Origin of the sequence: Agrobacterium sp. 10MFCol1.1 (genome assembly GCF_000381165.1) — a bacterium.
In the GTDB taxonomy this organism is placed as follows: Bacteria; Pseudomonadota; Alphaproteobacteria; order Rhizobiales; family Rhizobiaceae; genus Agrobacterium; species Agrobacterium tumefaciens.
In genome coordinates this window covers 237,685-257,752 of sequence record NZ_KB906077.1, presented here as the reverse complement: position 1 = coordinate 257,752, position 20,068 = coordinate 237,685, and the positions used below count along the sequence as shown (strand labels likewise).

Annotated in this window: 22 protein-coding genes; 8 read left to right on the top strand and 14 right to left on the bottom strand. The window is 57.7% G+C overall.

The annotated features are described in order from the left end of the window. Positions 1 to 5: 5 nt before the first annotated feature. Positions 6 to 1,238 carry an MFS transporter gene (locus tag F617_RS0116495; protein WP_003516689.1) on the bottom strand — a complete coding sequence of 411 codons (1,233 nt, stop codon included), beginning with the start codon at positions 1,236 to 1,238 and terminating at the stop codon, positions 6 to 8. A 137-nt stretch (positions 1,239 to 1,375) separates the two neighbouring features. On the opposite strand from F617_RS0116495, the gene F617_RS0116490 reads away from it, so the two are divergent. After that, entirely contained in the window at positions 1,376 to 1,666 is a 291-nt protein-coding gene (locus tag F617_RS0116490) for a YggT family protein (protein ID WP_003516688.1), read from the top strand. After that, positions 1,663 to 1,974, top strand: a complete 312-nt coding sequence (locus F617_RS0116485; RefSeq protein ID WP_019566041.1) for a DUF167 domain-containing protein — start codon at positions 1,663 to 1,665, stop codon at positions 1,972 to 1,974. Before F617_RS0116490 ends, F617_RS0116485 begins: the two co-directional genes overlap by 4 nt. 15 nt (positions 1,975 to 1,989) lie before the next feature. Here F617_RS0116485 and ppa read toward each other — a convergent pair whose 3' ends face one another. The 4 genes from ppa to F617_RS0116465 form a co-directional block, all read right to left on the bottom strand. After that, positions 1,990 to 2,523: an inorganic diphosphatase gene (gene ppa / locus F617_RS0116480; protein ID WP_003516686.1), complete on the bottom strand. Its 534-nt coding sequence runs from the start codon at positions 2,521 to 2,523 to the stop codon at positions 1,990 to 1,992. A gap of 169 nt (positions 2,524 to 2,692) precedes the next feature. After that, a complete protein-coding gene (locus F617_RS0116475) occupies positions 2,693 to 3,199 on the bottom strand; it encodes a GNAT family N-acetyltransferase (RefSeq protein ID WP_003516685.1) in 507 nt (168 codons plus the stop codon). A 214-nt stretch (positions 3,200 to 3,413) separates the two neighbouring features. Beyond that, entirely contained in the window at positions 3,414 to 5,234 is a 1,821-nt protein-coding gene (typA, locus tag F617_RS0116470) for a translational GTPase TypA (RefSeq protein ID WP_003516684.1), read from the bottom strand. A 149-nt stretch (positions 5,235 to 5,383) separates the two neighbouring features. Continuing rightward, positions 5,384 to 7,444: a M3 family metallopeptidase gene (locus tag F617_RS0116465; RefSeq protein WP_003516683.1), complete on the bottom strand. Its 2,061-nt coding sequence runs from the start codon at positions 7,442 to 7,444 to the stop codon at positions 5,384 to 5,386. Between the two features lie 245 nt (positions 7,445 to 7,689). Here F617_RS0116465 and F617_RS0116460 point away from each other — a divergent pair, with 245 nt between their 5' ends. The 3 genes from F617_RS0116460 to F617_RS0116450 all read left to right on the top strand — a co-directional run bounded on the left by F617_RS0116460 (position 7,690) and on the right by F617_RS0116450 (position 9,834). Next, complete coding sequence (locus F617_RS0116460) at positions 7,690 to 8,046, top strand: hypothetical protein (RefSeq protein WP_245260811.1); 357 nt, start codon at positions 7,690 to 7,692, stop codon at positions 8,044 to 8,046. A 133-nt stretch (positions 8,047 to 8,179) separates the two neighbouring features. Continuing rightward, positions 8,180 to 8,635, top strand: a complete 456-nt coding sequence (locus F617_RS0116455) for a MarR family winged helix-turn-helix transcriptional regulator (protein WP_003516681.1) — start codon at positions 8,180 to 8,182, stop codon at positions 8,633 to 8,635. 20 nt (positions 8,636 to 8,655) lie between these two features. Further along, positions 8,656 to 9,834 carry a multidrug effflux MFS transporter gene (locus F617_RS0116450; protein ID WP_026330902.1) on the top strand — a complete coding sequence of 393 codons (1,179 nt, stop codon included), beginning with the start codon at positions 8,656 to 8,658 and terminating at the stop codon, positions 9,832 to 9,834. Positions 9,835 to 9,889: 55 nt separating this feature from the next. On the opposite strand, the gene F617_RS0116445 is transcribed toward F617_RS0116450, so the two are convergent. Further along, positions 9,890 to 11,113: an argininosuccinate synthase gene (locus F617_RS0116445; protein WP_003516677.1), complete on the bottom strand. Its 1,224-nt coding sequence runs from the start codon at positions 11,111 to 11,113 to the stop codon at positions 9,890 to 9,892. Positions 11,114 to 11,452: 339 nt separating this feature from the next. Between F617_RS0116445 and F617_RS0116440 the strand changes: the two genes are divergently transcribed. Together F617_RS0116440 and F617_RS0116435 are read left to right on the top strand one after the other, a co-directional pair. Next, positions 11,453 to 12,307, top strand: coding sequence for an SDR family NAD(P)-dependent oxidoreductase (locus F617_RS0116440; protein ID WP_003516675.1), 855 nt, complete (start codon positions 11,453 to 11,455; stop codon positions 12,305 to 12,307). 151 nt (positions 12,308 to 12,458) lie between these two features. Continuing rightward, positions 12,459 to 13,106, top strand: a complete 648-nt coding sequence (locus F617_RS0116435; RefSeq protein ID WP_003516674.1) for a LysE family translocator — start codon at positions 12,459 to 12,461, stop codon at positions 13,104 to 13,106. A 45-nt stretch (positions 13,107 to 13,151) separates the two neighbouring features. Here F617_RS0116435 and F617_RS0116430 read toward each other — a convergent pair whose 3' ends face one another. The 7 genes from F617_RS0116430 to F617_RS0116400 form a co-directional block, all read right to left on the bottom strand. Further along, entirely contained in the window at positions 13,152 to 13,946 is a 795-nt protein-coding gene (locus F617_RS0116430) for an ABC transporter ATP-binding protein (protein ID WP_019566037.1), read from the bottom strand. Next, positions 13,943 to 14,824, bottom strand: coding sequence for an ABC transporter permease (locus tag F617_RS0116425; protein ID WP_003516669.1), 882 nt, complete (start codon positions 14,822 to 14,824; stop codon positions 13,943 to 13,945). The genes F617_RS0116430 and F617_RS0116425 overlap by 4 nt, the downstream gene beginning before the upstream one ends. A gap of 96 nt (positions 14,825 to 14,920) precedes the next feature. After that, positions 14,921 to 15,874, bottom strand: coding sequence for an ABC transporter substrate-binding protein (locus tag F617_RS0116420; protein ID WP_003516666.1), 954 nt, complete (start codon positions 15,872 to 15,874; stop codon positions 14,921 to 14,923). Positions 15,875 to 15,982: 108 nt separating this feature from the next. After that, entirely contained in the window at positions 15,983 to 17,155 is a 1,173-nt protein-coding gene (rlmN, locus tag F617_RS0116415) for a 23S rRNA (adenine(2503)-C(2))-methyltransferase RlmN (protein ID WP_075807724.1), read from the bottom strand. A gap of 266 nt (positions 17,156 to 17,421) precedes the next feature. Continuing rightward, entirely contained in the window at positions 17,422 to 17,925 is a 504-nt protein-coding gene (locus tag F617_RS0116410; RefSeq protein ID WP_003516662.1) for an invasion associated locus B family protein, read from the bottom strand. 298 nt (positions 17,926 to 18,223) lie between these two features. Further along, complete coding sequence (locus F617_RS0116405) at positions 18,224 to 18,604, bottom strand: YkvA family protein (RefSeq protein ID WP_003516660.1); 381 nt, start codon at positions 18,602 to 18,604, stop codon at positions 18,224 to 18,226. 51 nt (positions 18,605 to 18,655) lie between these two features. Next, entirely contained in the window at positions 18,656 to 18,961 is a 306-nt protein-coding gene (locus tag F617_RS0116400; protein WP_003516658.1) for a 4a-hydroxytetrahydrobiopterin dehydratase, read from the bottom strand. 80 nt (positions 18,962 to 19,041) lie between these two features. On the opposite strand from F617_RS0116400, the gene F617_RS27135 reads away from it, so the two are divergent. Further along, positions 19,042 to 19,521, top strand: coding sequence for a low molecular weight protein-tyrosine-phosphatase (locus F617_RS27135; protein WP_034502264.1), 480 nt, complete (start codon positions 19,042 to 19,044; stop codon positions 19,519 to 19,521). Here F617_RS27135 and thpR read toward each other — a convergent pair. Beyond that, positions 19,455 to 20,048: an RNA 2',3'-cyclic phosphodiesterase gene (gene thpR / locus F617_RS0116390; RefSeq protein ID WP_026330901.1), complete on the bottom strand. Its 594-nt coding sequence runs from the start codon at positions 20,046 to 20,048 to the stop codon at positions 19,455 to 19,457. The two genes, F617_RS27135 and thpR, sit on opposite strands and share 67 nt — an antisense overlap. Positions 20,049 to 20,068 lie beyond the last annotated feature (20 nt).

Here is a 20,068-nt window from a genome sequence, read left to right as displayed (position 1 = left end):
CAGCGTCAGCGTGGTGCGTCGAGATTATCGATCCTGCGCAGCTTCGAAAAGCCGAGTGCCCAGATGACCGCAACCGCAAGCGTGCCCGCCCCGCCGATGACGACGGCTGGCACGGCCCCGACGACATGGGCCATGGTGCCGGCGCGGAACTCACCCAGCTCGTTGGACGCCCCGACAAACACCATGTTCACCGCATTCACGCGTCCGCGCACCTCATCCGGCGTCCAGAGCGCAATCAACGTTTCCCGCACATAAACCGACACCATGTCCGATGCGCCCATGACCACCAAAGCGGCAATGGACACCCATGCGGTTTGAGAAAGTCCGAACACCACGGTGGAAATGCCGAAAAACCCGACACCGACGAACATCAGCAGGCCGGCATGGTGGCGGATGGGCCTGAAGGCCAGAATGACCGCGACGGTTATGGCGCCGATACCGGGTGCCGCGCGCAGAAGCCCAAGCCCCCAAGGCCCGAGTGTCAGCACTTCCTTGGCGAAAATCGGCATCAGGGCGACAGCGCCGCCGAGCAACACGGCAAAAAGATCGAGCGAGATGGCGCCGAGAACCACTTTTTCCTGCGAGATGAATTTGAACCCGGCCAGCATGGTCTCGAGGCTGATCGCTTTTGCAGGACCCCGTTGCTCCGGTTTGCGGATCGTCACCGCCAGCATAGCGGACACGATGAACAGCACGAGCGCCACGCTATAGGCCACGGAAGCGCCGAGACCATAAAGCAGGCCACCGGCGACAGGGCCAAGAATGGACGCCATCTGCCATGAAGAGGAGTTCCAGGCGATGGCGTTCGGCAAATCCTCGACAGGCACAAGATTGGGAGCCAGCGATTGCACCGCCGGCCCCATGAAAGCCCGCTCTATGCCGAACACGACGAGAATGGCAAAGACCGGCCAGGGAGAAAAGCTGTGTGCCAGCGTCAGGCCAAGCAGAGCCGCCGCGCAACCGGCCGCGATCAGAAGGCATACGGCCATAATGCGCCGGCGATTGTGCCTGTCCGCTACCGTTCCAGTGACAAGGATCAAAAGCAGCGATGGCAGAAACTGGAAAAGACCGATCAAGCCGAGATAAAAGGCATTGCCGGTGACCTCATACATCTGCCAGCCCACGGAAACGCTGACGATCTGGATTGCGAAGGCCGAAAAAAACCGGGCGCTGAAAAAACGGCGATAGGAACTATGCCGGAATGCACCGAAGCGGTTTTCGGCAGAAGGCAGGGACATCGGCTGGGTGCTCTCGAGACAATATGAGAAGTCTGCAATAGAGCGATACGACAAGAATCGCCAGCCCTATAGGCGCAACACTTGCCGGTTCACGAGCGAATGTCTAAATGTCTTGCAATCAAGATACGGAGATATTGATGCTTGCCCTGTTTCAGACCATCGATCTGGCTTTGAACCTCTATACGTGGGTGCTGATCGCCAGCGCCATTTTTTCCTGGCTTTACGCCTTCAACGTCATCAACTCCCGCAACCAGTTCGTGAATGCCATCGGCAGCTTTCTGGTCAACGTCACCGAGCCGGTTCTGCGCCCAATCCGTAGCATTCTGCCTAATCTCGGCGGCATCGATATTTCGCCGATCATCCTGCTGCTGATCATCTTCTTCATTCGCTCCTTCATGTGGAATACGCTCTATCCCATGGTCGCTTGAGCGACCTCTGGCAAAGACACGGCGATCACATACGCCTGTCCGTTCGCCTCACCCCGAACGGGGGACGCGATGCCATTGACGGCGTGGAGCAGGATGCTGCCGGAAATGCCCATCTAAAGGCCCGCGTCAGCGCAGTGCCTGAAGGCGGCAAGGCGAACAAGGCCCTGGTCATTTTGCTGGCGAAAAAATTCGGCCTGCCCAAATCGTCCATCACCTTCATTTCAGGTGAAACAGCGCGTAAAAAAATCCTCCGGATCGATACCGACCCGGAGGATTTCGAAAAGCTTTTTAGAAAGCTGGAAGTCTAAGGCAACGGGCTGAAATCAGCCCTGCGTCTTGTAGCGCTCGATGGCTTCGACGATCAGCTTCTTGGCAACGTCGACATCCTGCCAACCGCCCATCTTCACCCACTTGCCGGGCTCCAGATCCTTGTAGTGCTCGAAGAAGTGCTCGATTTGCTTCAGCGTGATTTCCGGCAGGTCGGTGTAGTTGTGGACCTTGTCGTAACGGCGCGTCAGCTTCGGAACCGGAACGGCGAGGATCTTCTCGTCCTTGCCGCCGTCGTCTTCCATGATCATGACGCCGATGGGGCGCACATTGATCACGCAGCCGGGAACCAGCGGGCGGGTATTGCAGATAAGAACGTCGATCGGGTCGCCATCGTCGGAAAGCGTGTGCGGCACGAAGCCATAGTTACCCGGATAGGTCATCGGCGTGTAGAGGAAGCGATCGACGATCAGCGCACCGGCGTCCTTGTCCATCTCGTACTTGATCGGCTGGCCGCCAACCGGCACCTCGACAATAACATTCACGTCTTCCGGCGGATTCTTGCCAATGGAAATTGCATCGATACGCATTCGCTTCCCTCATTCGACGGGGTTGGATTTGGTTTTCGATACTGGGAAAGTCGCCGTATTGCAACATGGCTTTAGGCGGATAAGGCAGAATGCCGAATTTGAGGGCATCGGGATTGTGAATGGCCGACCGGAAAAAATGAAACCGGCGTGAAATCACCCGGCTGCGTACTTAGTTCCAGACGAAACCGATCTTGCGCAGCGACCTGCCGCCGAAATCTTCCATGCCCTCGGCGATGTCCCGGCCGCCATGCGAACGGAAAAACCGATTGGCGACCTCGCTATCTTCGAGGCACCAGACCACAACACCGTTGCAGCCGAGCGAGGTCAGCAGCCGGCGAGCTTCCGTGAACAGCAGCGAGCCAAGCCCGATGCCCTGATATTCCGGCCGCAGATAAAGCTCGTAGATCTCGCCGTCATGCGGCAGCCCACGCGCACGGCTTAAGCCCAGCGTGGCATATCCGGCAACCACGCCCTTCACTTCCACCACCAGCATGGTTGCGGAACCCCGGGTCGCCTTCTTCCACCAGATTTCGCCGCGGCGCTCCAGCATCTGCGTCAGCGGTCGGTGCGGGATCAGCCCGGCATAGGCCTGTTGCCATGACAGACGGTGCGCTTCGGCTATTGCGCGCGCATCTTGCGGTTCGGCTCGGCGAACATCTATGGATAACGTTTTCATAACGCGATTCTGGCCCCGACCATGAAAACTTGCCAGCCATAAAGGTTAACGACAGCAAGCTTACCCACAGCCTATTCATGTGGACGACCGAGAAAAATTAACGCATCCTTAACCTTTGACACAAGGGTCTTTCGACTCATGCACAAATAAAACATGCGCATAAAAAAACCCGGCTCGCGGCCGGGTTTTTTCAATTCTTGACGGGAAGCCGCAATCAAACTGCGAGCTTCGCCTTTTCGAAACGCTTGCGATCGTTGGCGTCTAGGAACATCTTGCGCAGACGGATGGACTTCGGCGTCACTTCCATCAGCTCGTCGTCCTGGATCCAGGAAAGCGCGCGGTCGAGCGTCATGCGGATCGGCGGCGTCAGCTTTACGGCTTCATCCTTGCCGGCGGCGCGGATGTTGGTCAGCTGCTTGCCCTTCAGCACGTTCACTTCGAGATCGTTATCGCGAGAGTGAATGCCGATAATCATTCCGGCATAAACCTTCTCACCCGGCTCGATGATCATCGGGCCACGATCTTCCAGGTTGAACATGGCGTAGGCGACAGCTTCGCCCGAACCGTTCGACAAAAGAACGCCGTTAACGCGACCAGCAATCGCACCCTTGTACGGCTGATAGTCGTGGAACAGACGGTTCATGATCGCCGTGCCGCGCGTGTCGGTCAAAAGTTCCGACTGGTAGCCGATCAGGCCGCGGGTCGGAGCGTAGAACTTCAGACGAACGCGATTACCGCCGGATGGACGGAGTTCAGCCATTTCAGCCTTGCGCTCGGACATCTTCTGAACGACGACGCCGGAGTGCTCTTCATCGACGTCGATCACGACTTCTTCGATCGGCTCCATCATGGCGCCGTTCTCATCCTTGTGCATGACAACGCGCGGACGCGAAACTGCAAGCTCGAAGCCTTCACGACGCATCGTTTCGATGAGAACTGCCAGCTGCAATTCGCCACGCCCGGAAACGAAGAACGAATCCTTGCCTTCAGCCTCTTCAATCTTCAGCGCGACGTTGCCTTCGGCTTCCTTGAACAGACGGTCGCGGATGACGCGGCTCGTGACCTTGTCGCCTTCGGTGCCGGCAAGCGGGCTGTCGTTGACGATGAAGGACATGGTAACGGTCGGCGGATCGATCGGCTGCGCGGTCATCGCCTCGGTGACGGAAGGGTCACAGAAGGTATCGGCAACAGTGCCCTTGGAAAGACCAGCGATGGCGACGATGTCACCCGCATGGGCCTCATCGATGGACGTGCGCTCAATGCCGCGGAATGCGAGGATCTTGGAAATACGACCGGTTTCGATCGTCTTGCCATCCTGGCCAAGTACCTTCACGGCCTGGTTCGGCTTGATCGAACCGGAAGCGATACGGCCGGTGATGATACGGCCGAGGAAGGGGTTGGCTTCGAGGATGGTACCGATCAGACGGAACGGACCTTCTTCAACCGTAGGCTCCGGAACATGCTCGAGAACCAGATCGAGCAACGGTGCAAGACCCTGATCCTTCGGACCTTCTGGGTTGACGTTCATCCAGCCGTCACGGCCGGAACCGTAAAGGATCGGGAAGTCGAGCTGCTCGTCGGTAGCATCGAGATTTGCGAAAAGGTCGAAAACTTCGTTGATGACTTCTTCATGGCGGCCATCCGGACGGTCGATCTTGTTGATCGCGACGATCGGACGAAGACCAACCTTCAGCGCCTTGCTGACGACGAACTTCGTCTGCGGCATCGGGCCTTCGGAACTATCGACCAGAACGATCGCGCCATCCACCATCGACAGGATACGCTCAACTTCGCCGCCGAAATCGGCGTGGCCGGGGGTGTCGACGATGTTGATGCGAACACCCTTCCACTCCACCGAAGTCGCCTTGGCAAGAATGGTGATGCCGCGTTCCTTTTCGAGATCGTTGCTATCCATCACGCGTTCCGCAACGCGCTGGTTGTCGCGGAACGAGCCGGACTGCTTCAGAAGCTCGTCAACGAGCGTCGTTTTTCCATGGTCAACGTGCGCGATAATCGCGATGTTGCGAATTGCCATTGTTCAAAATCTCTGAGGTTGGGCGCTACCGTCGTGAGATGCGCCAATTTAGTTTGGCGCGCTCATAACCTTTTTTTTGCAAATGCGAAAGGGGGGCATTGTCATATGCCCCCTGCGCTCAGGTTCTAGCTCAAGAATATGACAGTCTTTTATACGAGGCCGCGCTTCAAAAGCATGGCATCGGGACTTGGCATCTTGCCGCGAAAAGCGAGATACGCCTCCTCCGGATCGATCGAGCCACCGACTGAATAGATATTCTCTTTCAGCTTGCGCGCCATTTCACCATCGAAGGCGTTGCCGGTTTCCTCGAAGGCAGAAAACGCGTCGGCGTCCAGCACCTCCGACCACATGTAGGAGTAATAACCGGCCGAATAACCATCACCGGAAAACACATGCTGGAAATGTGGCGTCGCGTGCCGCATGACGATGGACTTCGGCATGTTCAGGGCGGAAAGCACCTCACCTTGCACGACCATGGGATCGCCGACGCTGTCACGGGTATGGAACGCCATATCGACGATAGCCGAAGAAGTGAATTCCACCGTGCTGAAGCCGGCATTGAAGGTCTGTGCTGCCAGAACCTTGTCCAGCAGCGCCTTTGGCATCGGTGCCCCGGTTTCATAATGCAGGGCATATTTCTCCAGAATTTCCGGCACGGTCAGCCAGTGTTCGTAAAGCTGCGACGGCAACTCGACGAAATCGCGCGACACACCCGTTCCAGAAACGGAAGGATAGGTGACATCAGATAACATGCCGTGCAGGGCGTGGCCGAATTCGTGAAACAGCGTGCGCGCATCATCGAGCGAAAGCAGCGCAGGCTTCCCCTCTGCCGGTTTTGCAAAATTGCAGACATTGTAGATGATCGGCATTTCACCGACGGTGCCGTTCTTCAAAGGCAGCTTGTGCTGCGACTGGAACGAACTCATCCACGCGCCGGAACGCTTGGACGGGCGGGCGAAATAATCGCCGAGGAACATGGCCTTCAGGTCGCCCTTGTCGTCGCGGATTTCAAAAACCCGCACATCGGGATGATAGGCGGAGACACCCTTGATCTCGACGGCACGAATTGCAAAGAGCCGGTTGGCCACATCGAAACACGCATCGATGATCTTTTCCAATTGCAGATACGGCTTCAATTCGGTCTCGGAGAAGCTGAATTTCTGTGCCCGCAGCTTTTCGGCGTAATGGCGCCAGTCCCAGGGCATCACCTCGTGGTTCTTGCCCTCCGCGGCGATGATGGCGGCAAGTTCAGCCTCCTCCTCACCTGCGCGCAGCACGGCCTTTTCCCAGACCTGGCCCAGAAGACCGTTCACGGCATCCGGCGTTTTTGCCATCGTGTCGTCCAGCTTGTAGGCAGCAAAATTCTTGTAGCCGAGAAGCTGTGCCTTTTCCTCACGCAGTTCCAGCGTACGGCGGACGGTCGCGCGGTTGTCGGTATCGCCACCATTTTCGCCGCGAGCCACCCAGGCCTTGAAGGCTTGCTCGCGCAAGTCGCGGCGTTCGGAGAAGGTCAGGAATGGCTCGATGATGGAGCGGGAAAGGGTAACGGCAAATTTGCCGTCTTCGCCATGTTCGCGCGCGGCACCCGCCATGGCATCACGCAGAAAACCGGGAATGCCGGAAAGCTCGTCGTCGGTAGAAAGCAGAAGTTTCCAGCTCTTTTCATCCGCCAGAACATTCTGCCCGAATTTGGCGCCGAGACCGGCAAGCTCTTCATTGATGGCCGCCAGACGCTCCTGACGGTCCTTCTGCAACTTTGCGCCGGAGCGCACGAAACCCTTCCAGTGCCGTTCGAGAACGCGTTTTTCCTCGCCGGTCAGGGAAAGCGCATCGCGCGTTTCCCATAGCGTGTCGATGCGTCTGAACAGCGACTCGTTCATGCCGATCTTGGAATAGTGCCGTGACATTTTCGGCGCGATTTCCCGCTCCAGTGCCTGAATGACGCCGTTGGTGTGGGCACCCGCCTTGTTCCAGAACAGCGCCGAAATGCGCGAGAGTTCGTCGCCTGCGATTTCAAGCGCGGTCACGGTGTTTTCGAAGGTCGGCGCCTGCGGATTGCCGGCAATCGCATCGATTTCCTGTTCATGGGACAAAAGGGCGGCTTCAAAGGCCGGAGCAAAATCCTCATCCTTGACCGCATCGAATTTCGGCAGACCGTTCTGACCGTTCCAGGTAACGAGTGCGGGATAGGGCGCGGTCGTGGATGGCATTTCATCTTCCTTGTACAATTCCGGTTTACGCCCATATGGGCATGCCTCCACCGCCAATTCAATATGCCGGAATTTGGTGTGGAAGACATGATCGTCAACACCGCCAAGTATTGACTGGCATGTCGACGGCATGTTTTGATTTATCGTAATAATATCCCATGATGGAGATATGTATTATGGAGATTTATTCTTTAAGGTCTGCCAATAGTTTCCTTTTCAGGGACAATTCCAAAAACAGCAGACCCGTGGGAAGCCCCGATTTCGGCAAGGCAGCCCCATCCGACGCGGCCACCGGCTTTGAAGAAACGATAGACCGAATCGATTTCACCCGCGTCAGCCCCCGGCAATTGCGGGAAATCGCGGAGGAATATTACGATACCGGAAAAATCAGCCACGATACCTGGCTTGAGCTTTCGTCCGAACTTCCGGCACAGACGCTGAATGCCAATGGCGAGGTGATTGACATTGCCGACGTGACCGACGACACGGATTTCGACTTTGTGACGTATTTTTCTGACCGGATCGAGATTGCCCGTTCCATTGGCACGACGGATGAAGTGGAAAAAATGCAGGGTGTATTGTCTTTTTTTGCTTCGACGTGACGATGACAGGCAATGTTGTTGGACGTCCCGCAATCAAACTGACGAATACTTTACGCAATTTTCGATAATATGATTTATGCGCCATTGCTTATCGTCCGAAACTTAGTAAGGCTGACTTACCAAAAGGCGAAGCATGGGCACACGCGAAAAAGATTCATTGGCATTTTTGCTGAACAGCGGCGCACGCCTGCTGAACAGTGCATTTGAGCGCCGTATCTCGGAAGCCGGACTGGGCCTTACCCCCGGCGAAGCAAGAGCATTGCTGACAGTTGCGGTTATCGATGGCAGCAAACAGGCTGACATCGCCGCCCGTCTCGGCATCGAACCCATGACGATCTGCGCCTATCTCGACAAGTTGCAGTCACTCAATCTGATAGAACGCCAGCAGGACCCGCAGGACAGGCGTTCCAAACGTATCGTCCTGACGAAAACATCCGCCGACATGCTGGAAGCTGTCGGTCATGAAATCGACCAGCTCGTTCTTCAGGCCACACAGGGACTGAACGAAGAGGAAGTCGCGCTTTTCCGTAGCTTCCTGCAGACACTTCGCAACAATCTGCAACCGGAACAGCAGGGCCAGAACGGCTGATCGCAATGTCGAAAACGATCATGTCCAGAAAACGCACGGCTTTGCTCGGAGCATTGCTGACAGCGCTGGCGCCCATTTCCATGTCGATTTACACGCCGGCCATGCCGGAACTGACACGGGTTTTCGCAACCACCGAATCTGCCATAAAACTCAGCCTCTCGCTCTATTTTGCCGGTTTTGCCTTAGCCCAATTGCTTGCCGGGCCGGCATCCGACGCCTTCGGGCGGCGCAAGGCGAGCCTCGTCTTCCTGTCGATCTTTCTGGGCGGTGGTGTGCTCGCCCTCTTGGCCCCAACCATCGAAGTGCTGCTGTTCGCGCGCCTCGTTCAGGGCATCGGCGCTTCCGTTGGCATGACTGTTGCGCGCGCCGTGGTGCGCGATCAGTTCACCGGCCCGGAAGCCTCCAGCATCATGAACCTCATCGGCATCATGCTGGCGATCGGCCCTGCGATGGGGCCGACGATCGGTGGTCTGTCGCTTGCGGCTTTTGGCTGGCAATCGGTGTTTTTCCTCATGGCCGGTCTCGGAGCTATCGCCATCCTTTCGGTGGTGCTTTTTCTGCGTGAAACGACGGTGCCTGACAAAACCAGGATCCGACCCCGACACCTTCTGTCTGCCTATGCCACATTGCTAAAGCAGCCGCGTTTTCTTCTGGCCGCCCTCGTGCTCGGCGGCTCCATCGGCGCACTTTATGCGCAAGCCACCATGCTGACCTTCATCCTTATCAACGAAGTCGGCATGTCCCCCACGGCCTTCGGTGTCGGCATGCTGATGCAAACAGGCGCCTATTTCTTCGGTTCGATTGCGTTGCGTTACATTGCGCCAAGACTGGGCGACCGGCGTTCCGTCGTGCTTGGCCTTTGTTTTTCCGGCACGGGCGGTCTTCTCATCATGCTGTCGGTTTTCCTCGTGCCGCCATCCTTCCTCTCCATCATGGGGCCCGTCGCAGTGGCGACGGTCGGGATCGCGCTGTTGACGCCTTCGATGGTCACGGCGGCCCTTGCCCCCTTCCCGCATATCGCCGGCTCGGCATCGGCCATGATGGGTTTCATCCAGATGGGATCTGGTTTTGCGGGTGGGGCAATGGCCTCGCTCATTGGTTCCCCGCTGACCAGCTTCGGCATCATCATTCCGGTTATGGAATTCGTGGCCGTTGCCAGCTACATCGGCTTTCGCGCCGTTTCCAGAAGAGAGACATGAAAAAACCCGCAGGCGTTGCCACCTGCGGGTTTTTCCAATTCATGCTTCAGCAGAATTACTTGCCGAGATTACGCTTCGCAAGGGTGCGAAGGCGCAGGGCATTAAGCTTGATGAAGCCAGCTGCGTCCTTCTGGTCATAAGCACCGTGGTCGTCCTCGAACGTCACCAGCGCGTCGGAATAGAGCGACTTCGCGCTCTCGCGGCCGGTCACCATGACATTGCCCTTGTAGAGCTTCAGCGTCACTTCACCTTCCACATGCTCCTGGCTCTTGTCGATCAGGGCCTGCAGCATCTCGCGCTCGGGCGAGAACCAGAAGCCGTAATAGATGAGTTCGGCGTAACGCGGCATCAGATCGTCCTTCAGATGCGCGGCACCCCGGTCGAGCGTGATGGATTCGATCGCGCGATGCGCAGCCAGCAGGATGGTGCCGCCGGGCGTTTCGTAGACGCCACGCGACTTCATGCCGACGAAGCGGTTCTCGACCAGATCGAGACGGCCGATGCCGTTTTCGCGACCATAATTGTTGAGCGTCGCCAGAAGCGTGGCAGGCGACATTTCCACACCGTTGATGGAGCAGGCATCACCCTTGCGGAAACCGACCTTGATAACGGTTGCCTTGTCAGGCGCCGCTTCCGGGGAAATGGTGCGCATGTGCACATATTCCGGAGCTTCCTTAGCCGGGTCTTCCAGAACCTTGCCCTCGGACGAGGAGTGCAGCAGGTTGGCGTCGACGGAGAAAGGCGCTTCGCCCTTCTTGTCCTTGGCCACGGGAATCTGGTTCTTTTCGGCAAATTCCAGAAGGTCGGTCCGGCTCTTGAAAGTCCAGTCGCGCCAAGGGGCGATGATCTTGATATCCGGGTTCAGCGCATAGGCCGAAAGCTCGAAACGGACCTGGTCGTTGCCCTTGCCGGTGGCGCCATGCGCAATGGCATCGGCACCGGTCTTCTTGGCGATCTCGATCAGGTGCTTGGAAATCAGCGGGCGGGCGATGGAGGTACCGAGCAGATAGACACCTTCATAAACGGCGTTGGCACGGAACATCGGAAAAACGAAATCACGCACGAACTCTTCGCGGACGTCCTCGACGAAGATTTCCTTGATGCCCAGCAACTCGGCCTTCTTGCGCGCCGGCTCAAGCTCTTCGCCCTGGCCGAGATCGGCGGTAAAGGTCACGACCTCAGCGCCGAGTTCCGTCTGAAGCCACTTCAGGATGATCGAGGTGTCGAGGCCGCCGGAATAGGCGAGAACGACTTTCTTAACGTCTTTCGGGAGTGCCATTATGATGTCCATCTGCATGATGACGGCATCGGGGTACCGCCATTTCCTTGGGATTTCGGCACTTTTACAGTGCAACCCGAAAACTGTGAAGCGATTTTCGGAAAAGATGCCCGACAAAACAACGAATAGGACGAAAGGGCAATAGGCATTTGCGAAAGGTCAGATCCCCGCAACAGCGCGTCATGACTGGAACGAACGAATTGTCACATGCATTATGCGATTTCGCGCTTTAACATGAAGCGGCGCGATCAACTTGAAGACCGTGAATGAAGCCACTCAGGGTTCAGGCAACGTTGCAAACGGCTGGAAACAGCACAAAACGACGCGAAAGGAAAACCTATGACGACCATCCACCCCGCATTCAAGGAAGATAATGTCGCCGTCATCACCGGCGCGGCCTCCGGTATCGGACTTGCCGCGGCCCGGAAATTTGCCGGTTTCGGCATGAGCGTCGTCCTCGTCGATCTCGACGGTGACAGGCTTGCCGCAGCGCATGCTGATATTCTGACCATCGCAAAGGACGGCGAAGCACAGATCGTCGCAATACCGACCGACGTGTCGAAACTCGATGAGCTTGAGGCGCTGGAACGCGCTGTCATCCAGCGTTTCGGGCGGGTTCATGTGTTGATGAACAATGCCGGCATCCAGCCGGGCAGCGCCATCTTCGGCGCTCAGGCCAACTGGGAAAAAGTCATCAACGTCAACCTGATGGGTGTCGTGAACGGCAGCCGGGTGTTTGGGCAGGGCATGGTCGCCCATGGCGAGGCCGCGCTCATCATCAATACCGGTTCGAAACAGGGCATCACCACCCCGCCGGGCGATCCGGCCTATAATGTCTCGAAGGCCGGCGTCAAAGCCTTCACGGAAGCGCTACAGCACGAGCTGCGCAATATTCCGAACAGCGCGGTTTCCGCCCATCTCCTGATCCCCGGTTTCGTCTTCACCGGCCTCACGGCAAATGGCAGGACGGAAAAACCAGCAGGAGCCTGGACCGGCGAGCAGACCGTTGATTTCATGATCGAGAGCATCGCCAGGGGCGATTTCTACATTCTCTGCCCGGATGGCGAAGTGGATCGCCCGACGGACGAGAAACGCATTCTGTGGGCCGCTCAAGACATCGTCCAAAATCGTCCGCCACTGTCGCGCTGGCACACCGAATATTCCGCCGCCTTCACCAGCTTCCTCAAAAACTGATCGCCCGACGCCGCCGCACTTTGAAAGTTGCGGCGGCTATCCACTTTTGATCATCCCCGGTTTTCGTACCAATGTCCCGGCGCGCAAAAACATTGGCAGAAACGCGAATTCGCGTTAAGCAACGGCAGTCTCCAGCTTTACGGGTGCCGCGATGGATTTCGTTCCGAGCCTGCCAACACTTGCCGCCTTCACCGTCGCCATCCTGCTTCTGGCGGTAACGCCCGGGCCTGACATGACGCTATGGATCAGCCGGTCAATACGCGAGGGCCGGGCAGCGGGTTTCATGACCCTTGTGGGCACCAATCTCGGTATTACCGTGCATACAATGCTGGTTGCCTTCGGCGTCGCGGCCCTCATCGTCGCATCGCCGACAGCCTTCCTCATCCTGAAGACCGGCGGGGCCGCCTATCTTGTCTGGCTCGCCATTCAGGCGATCCGCAAGGGCTCGGATTTCGTGATGGTCAAGACCACGGGCGAAAAACAGCAATCCTCACTGAAATCCGCCTTGCTGAACGGTATTTGGGTCAATCTGCTCAATCCAAAGGTCATCATCTTTTTCATGACCTTCCTGCCGCAATTCGTCAGCGCATCCGATCCGCATGTCACCGGCAAGCTTATTTTCCTTGGGCTCTGGTCAATCATCGTGGCGCTGCCGATCGGCATCGGCATCGTCGTTGCCGCCGATGTGCTGTCGGCCTGGCTCCAGCGCAACAAGAAGGTTCTGCGCGGGCTGGATTATACGATCGCCGGTGTATTTTCGCTTTTCGCCGTCAAGATTTTCCTCACCCAGACGCGATGACGCACAAATAAAAAAGGCGCCCGCAGGCGCCTTTCGGATAACTCATCAGCCGATCAATAGCTCATCGTCATCAAGCGTCTGGCCGCGTATCTTGCGGAACATGTCGATAAGATCTTCGACCTGAAGACCCTTGCGGCTTTCGCCGGACACATCGAGCACGATTTCACCGGCGTGCAGCATGATCGTGCGGTCGCCATAGTCCAGCGCCTGACGCATGGAATGGGTAACCATCAGTGTCGTCAGCTTGCGCTCGGAAACCACCTTGCGGGTCAGCTCCATCACGAACTCCGCCATGCCGGGATCGAGTGCTGCCGTATGTTCGTCAAGCAGCAACACGTCCGAACCGGAAAGCGTTGCCATGACAAGCGAGACCGCCTGCCTTTGCCCGCCGGACAACAGGTCCATGCGGTCCTTCAAACGATTTTCCAAACCGAGATTGAGCGAAGCGATACGCTCCCGGAAGAAATCCCGCCTGCCGCGCCCAAGCGCCGGCAACAAGCCGCGACGCTCTCCGCGAGACGCCGCAAGCGCAAGGTTCTCCTCAATTGTGAGCGCGCCACAGCTGCCAGCCAATGGGTCCTGAAACACGCGCGCCACCCGCCCAGCCCGGCTGGCGGTCGTTTTGCGTGTGACATCGGCGCCACCAACCATCACCTTTCCGGCCGTAGGCAGGACATCGCCCGCGAGAACGCCGAGAAGCGTGGATTTGCCGGCACCGTTGGAGCCGATCACGGTAACGAAGGAACCATCCTCGATGGTAAGATCGATCTTGGCCAGCGCCTGCTTTTGCAGCGGTGTGCCACGCCCGAAGATGACCTGAATGTCGGAAAGGGAAATCACGATGTTGCTCCCCCGCGGCGCAGTCGAGGCAGGATCAATGCAATGGCTACCAATACCGCCGTAACGAAATTGAGATCGGAGGCCTTGAGACCCAGCACATCGCTCGACAAAGCGAGCTGGATGGCAAGGCGGTAGGCGATGGAGCCGAAAACACAGCCGATGAGCGCAATCAGAATGCCCCGCGAGCCGAACAGCGTTTCGCCGATGATGACGGCCGCAAGCCCGACGACGATGGTGCCGACACCGGCAGTCACATCGGCAAAGCCATTGGTCTGCGCAAAAAGCGCGCCGCCGAGCGCGACCAGTGCATTCGAAAGCGCCATGCCAAGATAGATCTGGTTGCCTGTCTTCACCCCTTGGGCGCGCGCCATCCGCGCATTCGCGCCCGTCGCCCGCATGGCAAGGCCCGCGTCGCTCTCAAGGAAACGCCAGACGAGAATGACAGCGAGCAACACCAGAACGCCGATAAAGAGTGGCCGCACGAGATATTCGGAAAGACCGAGACCGTAGAACGGCGAGATCATCGTATCCTGATTGAGCAGCGCCACATTCGGTTTTCCCATCACCCGAAGGTTCACCGAAAATAGCGCGATCATCGTCAGGATTGACGCAAGCAGGTTGAGTATCTTGAACCGAACGTTGAGCGTGGCCGTAACGATGCCAGCACCGGCGCCGGCAACCATCGCAATCGCCGTCGCGACCCACGCATTGAGGCCGGCGATGATCATCACGGCCGCAACGGCTGCGCCGAGCGGAAAGGAACCGTCAACGGTCAGATCAGGAAAATCAAGTACCCGGAAAGCGAGATAGACGCCGATCGCCACGAAGGCGAAGACCAGTCCCAGTTCCACGGCACCCCAGAAAGCGATTTGGCTCACGGTAATGTCCTTGTTATTGCCGCCGCGTCGGCGGATACGGGCACCGTTGCGTGCCGCGCAAAGCGGGCGGCGAGTGACCGCCGCCCGAAGTCCGGTTTAGTCGATGACCTTGGTGGCGCGCTTCGTCACGCTTTCGGGGAAGGTGACGCCAGCTTTTTCAGCAGCCTTCTTGTTGATCACCAGATCGGTGCCGACGGCAACGGTTGCCGGAATGTCGCCGGGCTTCTCACCCTTAAGAATGCGAACAACGACAGCGCCGGTCTGCTTGCCAACGTCGAAATAATTGAAGCCGAGAGCCGCAACCGCACCGCGCGCAACGGAATCCGTATCGGCGGCATAAAGCGGAATTTTCGCCTCACTCGCAACGCCAGCTGCCGCCTCGAAAGCGGAAACGATGGTATTGTCGGTCGGCACGTAGATCACGTCGGCCTTGCCGACCAGTGCGCGCGTCGCGCCCTGCACTTCGGCGGATTTTGTGGCGACAGATTCAACGACCTTCAGGCCGGCCTTTTCGGCCTCAGCCTTCAGCGCTGCAAGCGTCGAGACGGAGTTGGCCTCGGCGGAGTTGTAGATAAAGCCGATGGACTTGGCGTTGGGCGAAATTTCCTTGATCAGCGCCAGATGCTCAGCAACCGGCAGCATGTCGGAAAGTCCGGTCACGTTGCGGCCGGGCTTTTGCATGTCCTTAACGAGCTGTGCGCCAACCGGATCGGAAACAGCCGTGAAGACAACCGGAATGTCGCGCGTCGCTGCAACGACAGCCTGGGCGGACGGTGTGGAGATCGGCACGATGACATTGGGGGCTTCGCCCACGAACTGACGCGCAATCTGCGCTGCGGTGCCTGGATTACCCTGCGCGGACTCGTAGAGGAACTTGAGGTTCTCGCCTTCCTTGTAACCGGCTTCGGCAAGCGCTGCCTTGACGCCGTCACGTGCGGCGTCAAGCGCCGGATGTTCGACAATGGCGGTGACGGCAACGGTGACGTTTTCAGCCTTGGCTGGCAGAACGAGGGCGCTCGCGGCCGCGAGCGCCAGAATGAATGCACGCATAGGTATCCTCCAGTTGGTTTCTTATTGCCGTCTTATTAGAAACAAGACCGCCCGAAATCAATCAAAGAACCGTAACGAACCAAGCTTTCTGCCGCGATTGGCGTCGATTCAGTCGTCTGCACCGTGGTTGGCAATCATCATCGCCTCGAAAGCCAGCCTTTCGGTTTTGCGCATGCGCTCGGATTCCGATTTCAGCTGGCCGCAGGCAGCGAGAATATCGCGGCCGCGCGGCGTACGGATCGGCGAAGCGTAACCCGCCTGATTGATGAAATCCGCGAACTTCTCGATCTGCGCCCATTCGGAGCACTGGTAATTCGTGCCTGGCCACGGATTGAACGGAATGAGATTGATCTTGGCTGGAACGCCCCTCAGAAGCTGCACCAGCATCTTGGCGTCTTCCAGACTGTCGTTCACATCCTTCAGCATCACATATTCGAAGGTGATGCGGCGGGCGTTGGAGACACCCGGATAATTGCGGCAAGCCTCGATCAGCTCCTTCAGCGGGTATTTCTTGTTGATCGGCACCAGCATGTCGCGCAGATCGTCGCGCACCGCATGCAGTGAAATCGCCAGCATGACGCCGATCTCATCGCCCGTGCGGAAGATTTCCGGCACGACGCCCGAGGTGGACAGGGTCACGCGACGCTTGGAGAGCGACAGGCCGTCACCATCGGTGGCGATCAGAAGTGCGGTCTTCACATGTTCGAAATTGTAGAGCGGTTCGCCCATGCCCATCATCACGATGTTGGAGACCTTGCGGCCTTCACTCGGCACGTAGGCGCCGACCGGCGTCGAACCGTCAGGAAAATCGCCGAGCCGGTCGCGGGCGAGCAGAAGCTGGGAGAGAATTTCTTCGGCCGTCAGGTTCCGCACCAGACGCTGCGTGCCGGTGTGACAGAAGGAACACGTCAGCGAACAGCCCACCTGGCTCGAAATGCAAAGCGTGCCGCGTCCTTCTTCGGGAATATAGACCGTCTCGATCTCGACAGGACGTCCCGCACCGCGCGGCGGAAAACGCATCAGCCATTTGCGGGTGCCGTCGTTGGAAATCTGCTCCTCGACGATTTCCGGGCGGGCAATGGTGAAGGCTGCTTTCAGCTTTTCCCTGAGTTCCTTGGCAACATTGGTCATGTTGTCGAAATCCGAGACGCCGCGCACATACAGCCAGTTCCACAACTGGCTGACACGCATCTTCACCTGCTTCTGCGGCACGCCGATCTCGGCCAGCGCCTCGCCCATTTCCTCCCGCGTCATGCCGATCAGCGACGGCTTGCCGGACATGAGATCGCTATTGGCGATCAGGGGAGTTTTGACTGCCAGACCGGCAGGGGCATGCAATACGGACATCACGCTATCCCATCATCCAATGCATCGCACGACCGGCCTTTAGGAAAGGCGGAAAATCGTCTGCATGTCGAGAAAATCAAAGGCGGAGCACTTTTCGCGCATCCGCCTGTCAATGTTGCCGCGCCTTTAGCATCAAACAAGCAAAAACGCAAATGGCCGGTCGATGACCGGCCAATCACAAAGCTGACGAAGCGTCAGGATTACTTGCAGCTTTCGATCTGCTTGAAAGCAGCCGAAATGCCCGAAAGCGAATAGGAATAGGAAGTCGCGGTGCCGCGGCCGGAGACCGCCTTCACCGTCATCGACTTGCCGCCCTTCATCGCGGCCACGAGAGCGGGTTCTTCGGCAGCATTTTCAACCCAGGCAGCCTTGTCCTTGGTAAACATCACGAAGTTCTTGTTGTCGATCGTGACATTGACCTTGGAGCCCTGCTTCAGCGGGTAACCCACCATGGCCTGCGGCTCGTAGGAAATATTCTGGCCCGGACGCTGCGACACGATGAAGAAGATATCGCCGTGATCGACGCTCGCCGGTTCCTTGGAAGTGGGGATGGAAAGAACGTAGCAGACGGTGCTGTTGCCCGATTTGTACGAATAGGCGCCCCATGCATTGAACTGCTGGATGCGCGTGGGCGACTGTGCAGATGCTACGCCGACGCTGGTCAGCAAAATGGCCACTGCGGTTGCTACACTTCTTACAAACATAGAATTTCCTGCCGGGTTATTGTCTTCCATTGGCCCGAAGCAGCGGCGGGCTCCATGTTTATGGATCGGCCACGTTCAGGTGCGGATCGTCTTTTCTCATTGTGGTCAGGAAGCGGTTACCAAACCGTCAACAACACGTATAAAATGCCGAAAACGTCTTGAAGTGTTACAGATCGGCTACGCCCGCACCCTGAGAAGAAAGGCGTGGCACGCCCTCCCCGTCATGTCTATGACACACAAATTCAGGCAACAATTTGTCACCTGCCCGGCTCCGAGGAGCCTCGTCATCACAGACGTGTTATTCGGCCTCCTGCTGCCGTTTCAGCATGGCATCCGCTGCATCGTAGTGCTCCATCTTGATGTGGGCGCGGATCATCGCAAGCGCGGCCGTAATGACCGCGATGTCGTCGGTAAAACCAACGACCGCCAGCATGTCCGGTATGGCATCAAACGGCATGATGAAATAGGCAAGCGCGGCCAGAATAATGCCCTTGGCACGCAGCGGAGTATCCCGGTCGATCGCGCAATAATAGGCTGCTGCCGCATCGCGCGCGAAGGGCACCTTGGTCATCACACGCTTCAGCTTCGGCCAGAATTTGGCGCGCACGACGCGTTCGCGTTCGCCCTGGCTGCCCGTTTCCCCGGGCAAAAGAATTTCACCGATTTTCACATCATCCATGATCGACGGTCCTCCGGTCACGGTTATTATATGGGAGTTAAAGCCCGCCGTTCAATTCCCACGGCCCATTGCCGCCTTCTGCATGGCCTCCGCGAGCAGAAAATCCCGCTCGGTAACGCCCTGCGAATCGTGGGTGGTGAGGCAGACCCTGACGCGCGAATAGACGTTGGACCATTCTGGATGATGATTGAGCTTTTCTGCCACGAGTGCGGACTCGGCCATGAAACCAAAAGCCTCCGCAAAACTCGCAAATTTGAACGACCGGACGATTGCCGCCCCGTCCTCGCGCAAGGACCAGCCTTCGAGTTTTAAAAGCGCCTGCCGGACGGCTTCCGGTTCAAGTCTGGGATATTTCATGCATCTTGCCTCCGCTTGACATGCGATCCGCTGTTTCGGACAAACATTAACGCCTCAACGACCGGATCGACGCATATTCAATGAAACATACAGCCGTTCTTTTTGTCTGCATGGGCAATATCTGCCGCTCACCGCTTGCCGAAGGCATTTTGACAAACCTTGCCGAAACCGAAGGCGTATCTCGCCAACTCACTGTCGATTCCGCCGGCACCGGCGGTTGGCACACCGGTACCGCCCCGGATCGCAGATCCATCGCAATCGCCCGCAAGCATGGCATCGATATTTCCCTGCAGCGTGCACGGCAGGTCAGCCAGGCCGATTTCGAAACCTTCGATCTCATCCTTGCCATGGACGGAGGAAATCTCGCGAAACTGCTCCGAAAGGCGCCCGAAAACCGGAAGCACAAAATCCACCTGTTCCTGGACTACGCTTCGGGACGCCACGAAAACGTGCCCGATCCCTACTTCGGTGGCGACGACGGATTTCTGGCCGTCTACAACATGCTTTTTGCAGGATGCAGCTCGTTGCTCGAGAAGATGGCGCTGGACCGCGCTTCGTGAAGCGGGAAAACCTCTTCCACGATGTAGGGTCCGCCACCCACCGATTCCTTGGACGACATCAGCACGAAACGACCGACCGTGAAGGCGGATGTGCGGAAATTGCCGCGCCCGGAAAGATACTGCACCACATCGTCCAGCCGTGAAGAGCGCAACCGCGCCAGCGTCACATGCGGCATGAACTTGCGCGGATCCGGCGGCAGGCCGATCCTCTGACAGATTCTTTCGACCTCCGACTGAAGCGCATTCATTTCCGGCGAGGGGGAAACCCCCGCCCAGATCGAATGCGGTTTCTTGGAGCCGAAGGAACCCATCCCGTTGAGACTGAGCTGGAATTCCGGCCTGTCGATCCGGTCCAGCCTGTCAACGACCTCATCGGCGGTTCTCCCGTCGATATCGCCGATAAAACGCAGGGTTATGTGATAATTCTCCACATCGATCCACCGGGCTCCCGGCAGACCACCGCGCAACAATGACAGGCTCATAGCCGCATTGCGCGGAATTTCGAGGGCGATAAACAGTCTCGGCATGGCGAGCTCCCCGAATCTCT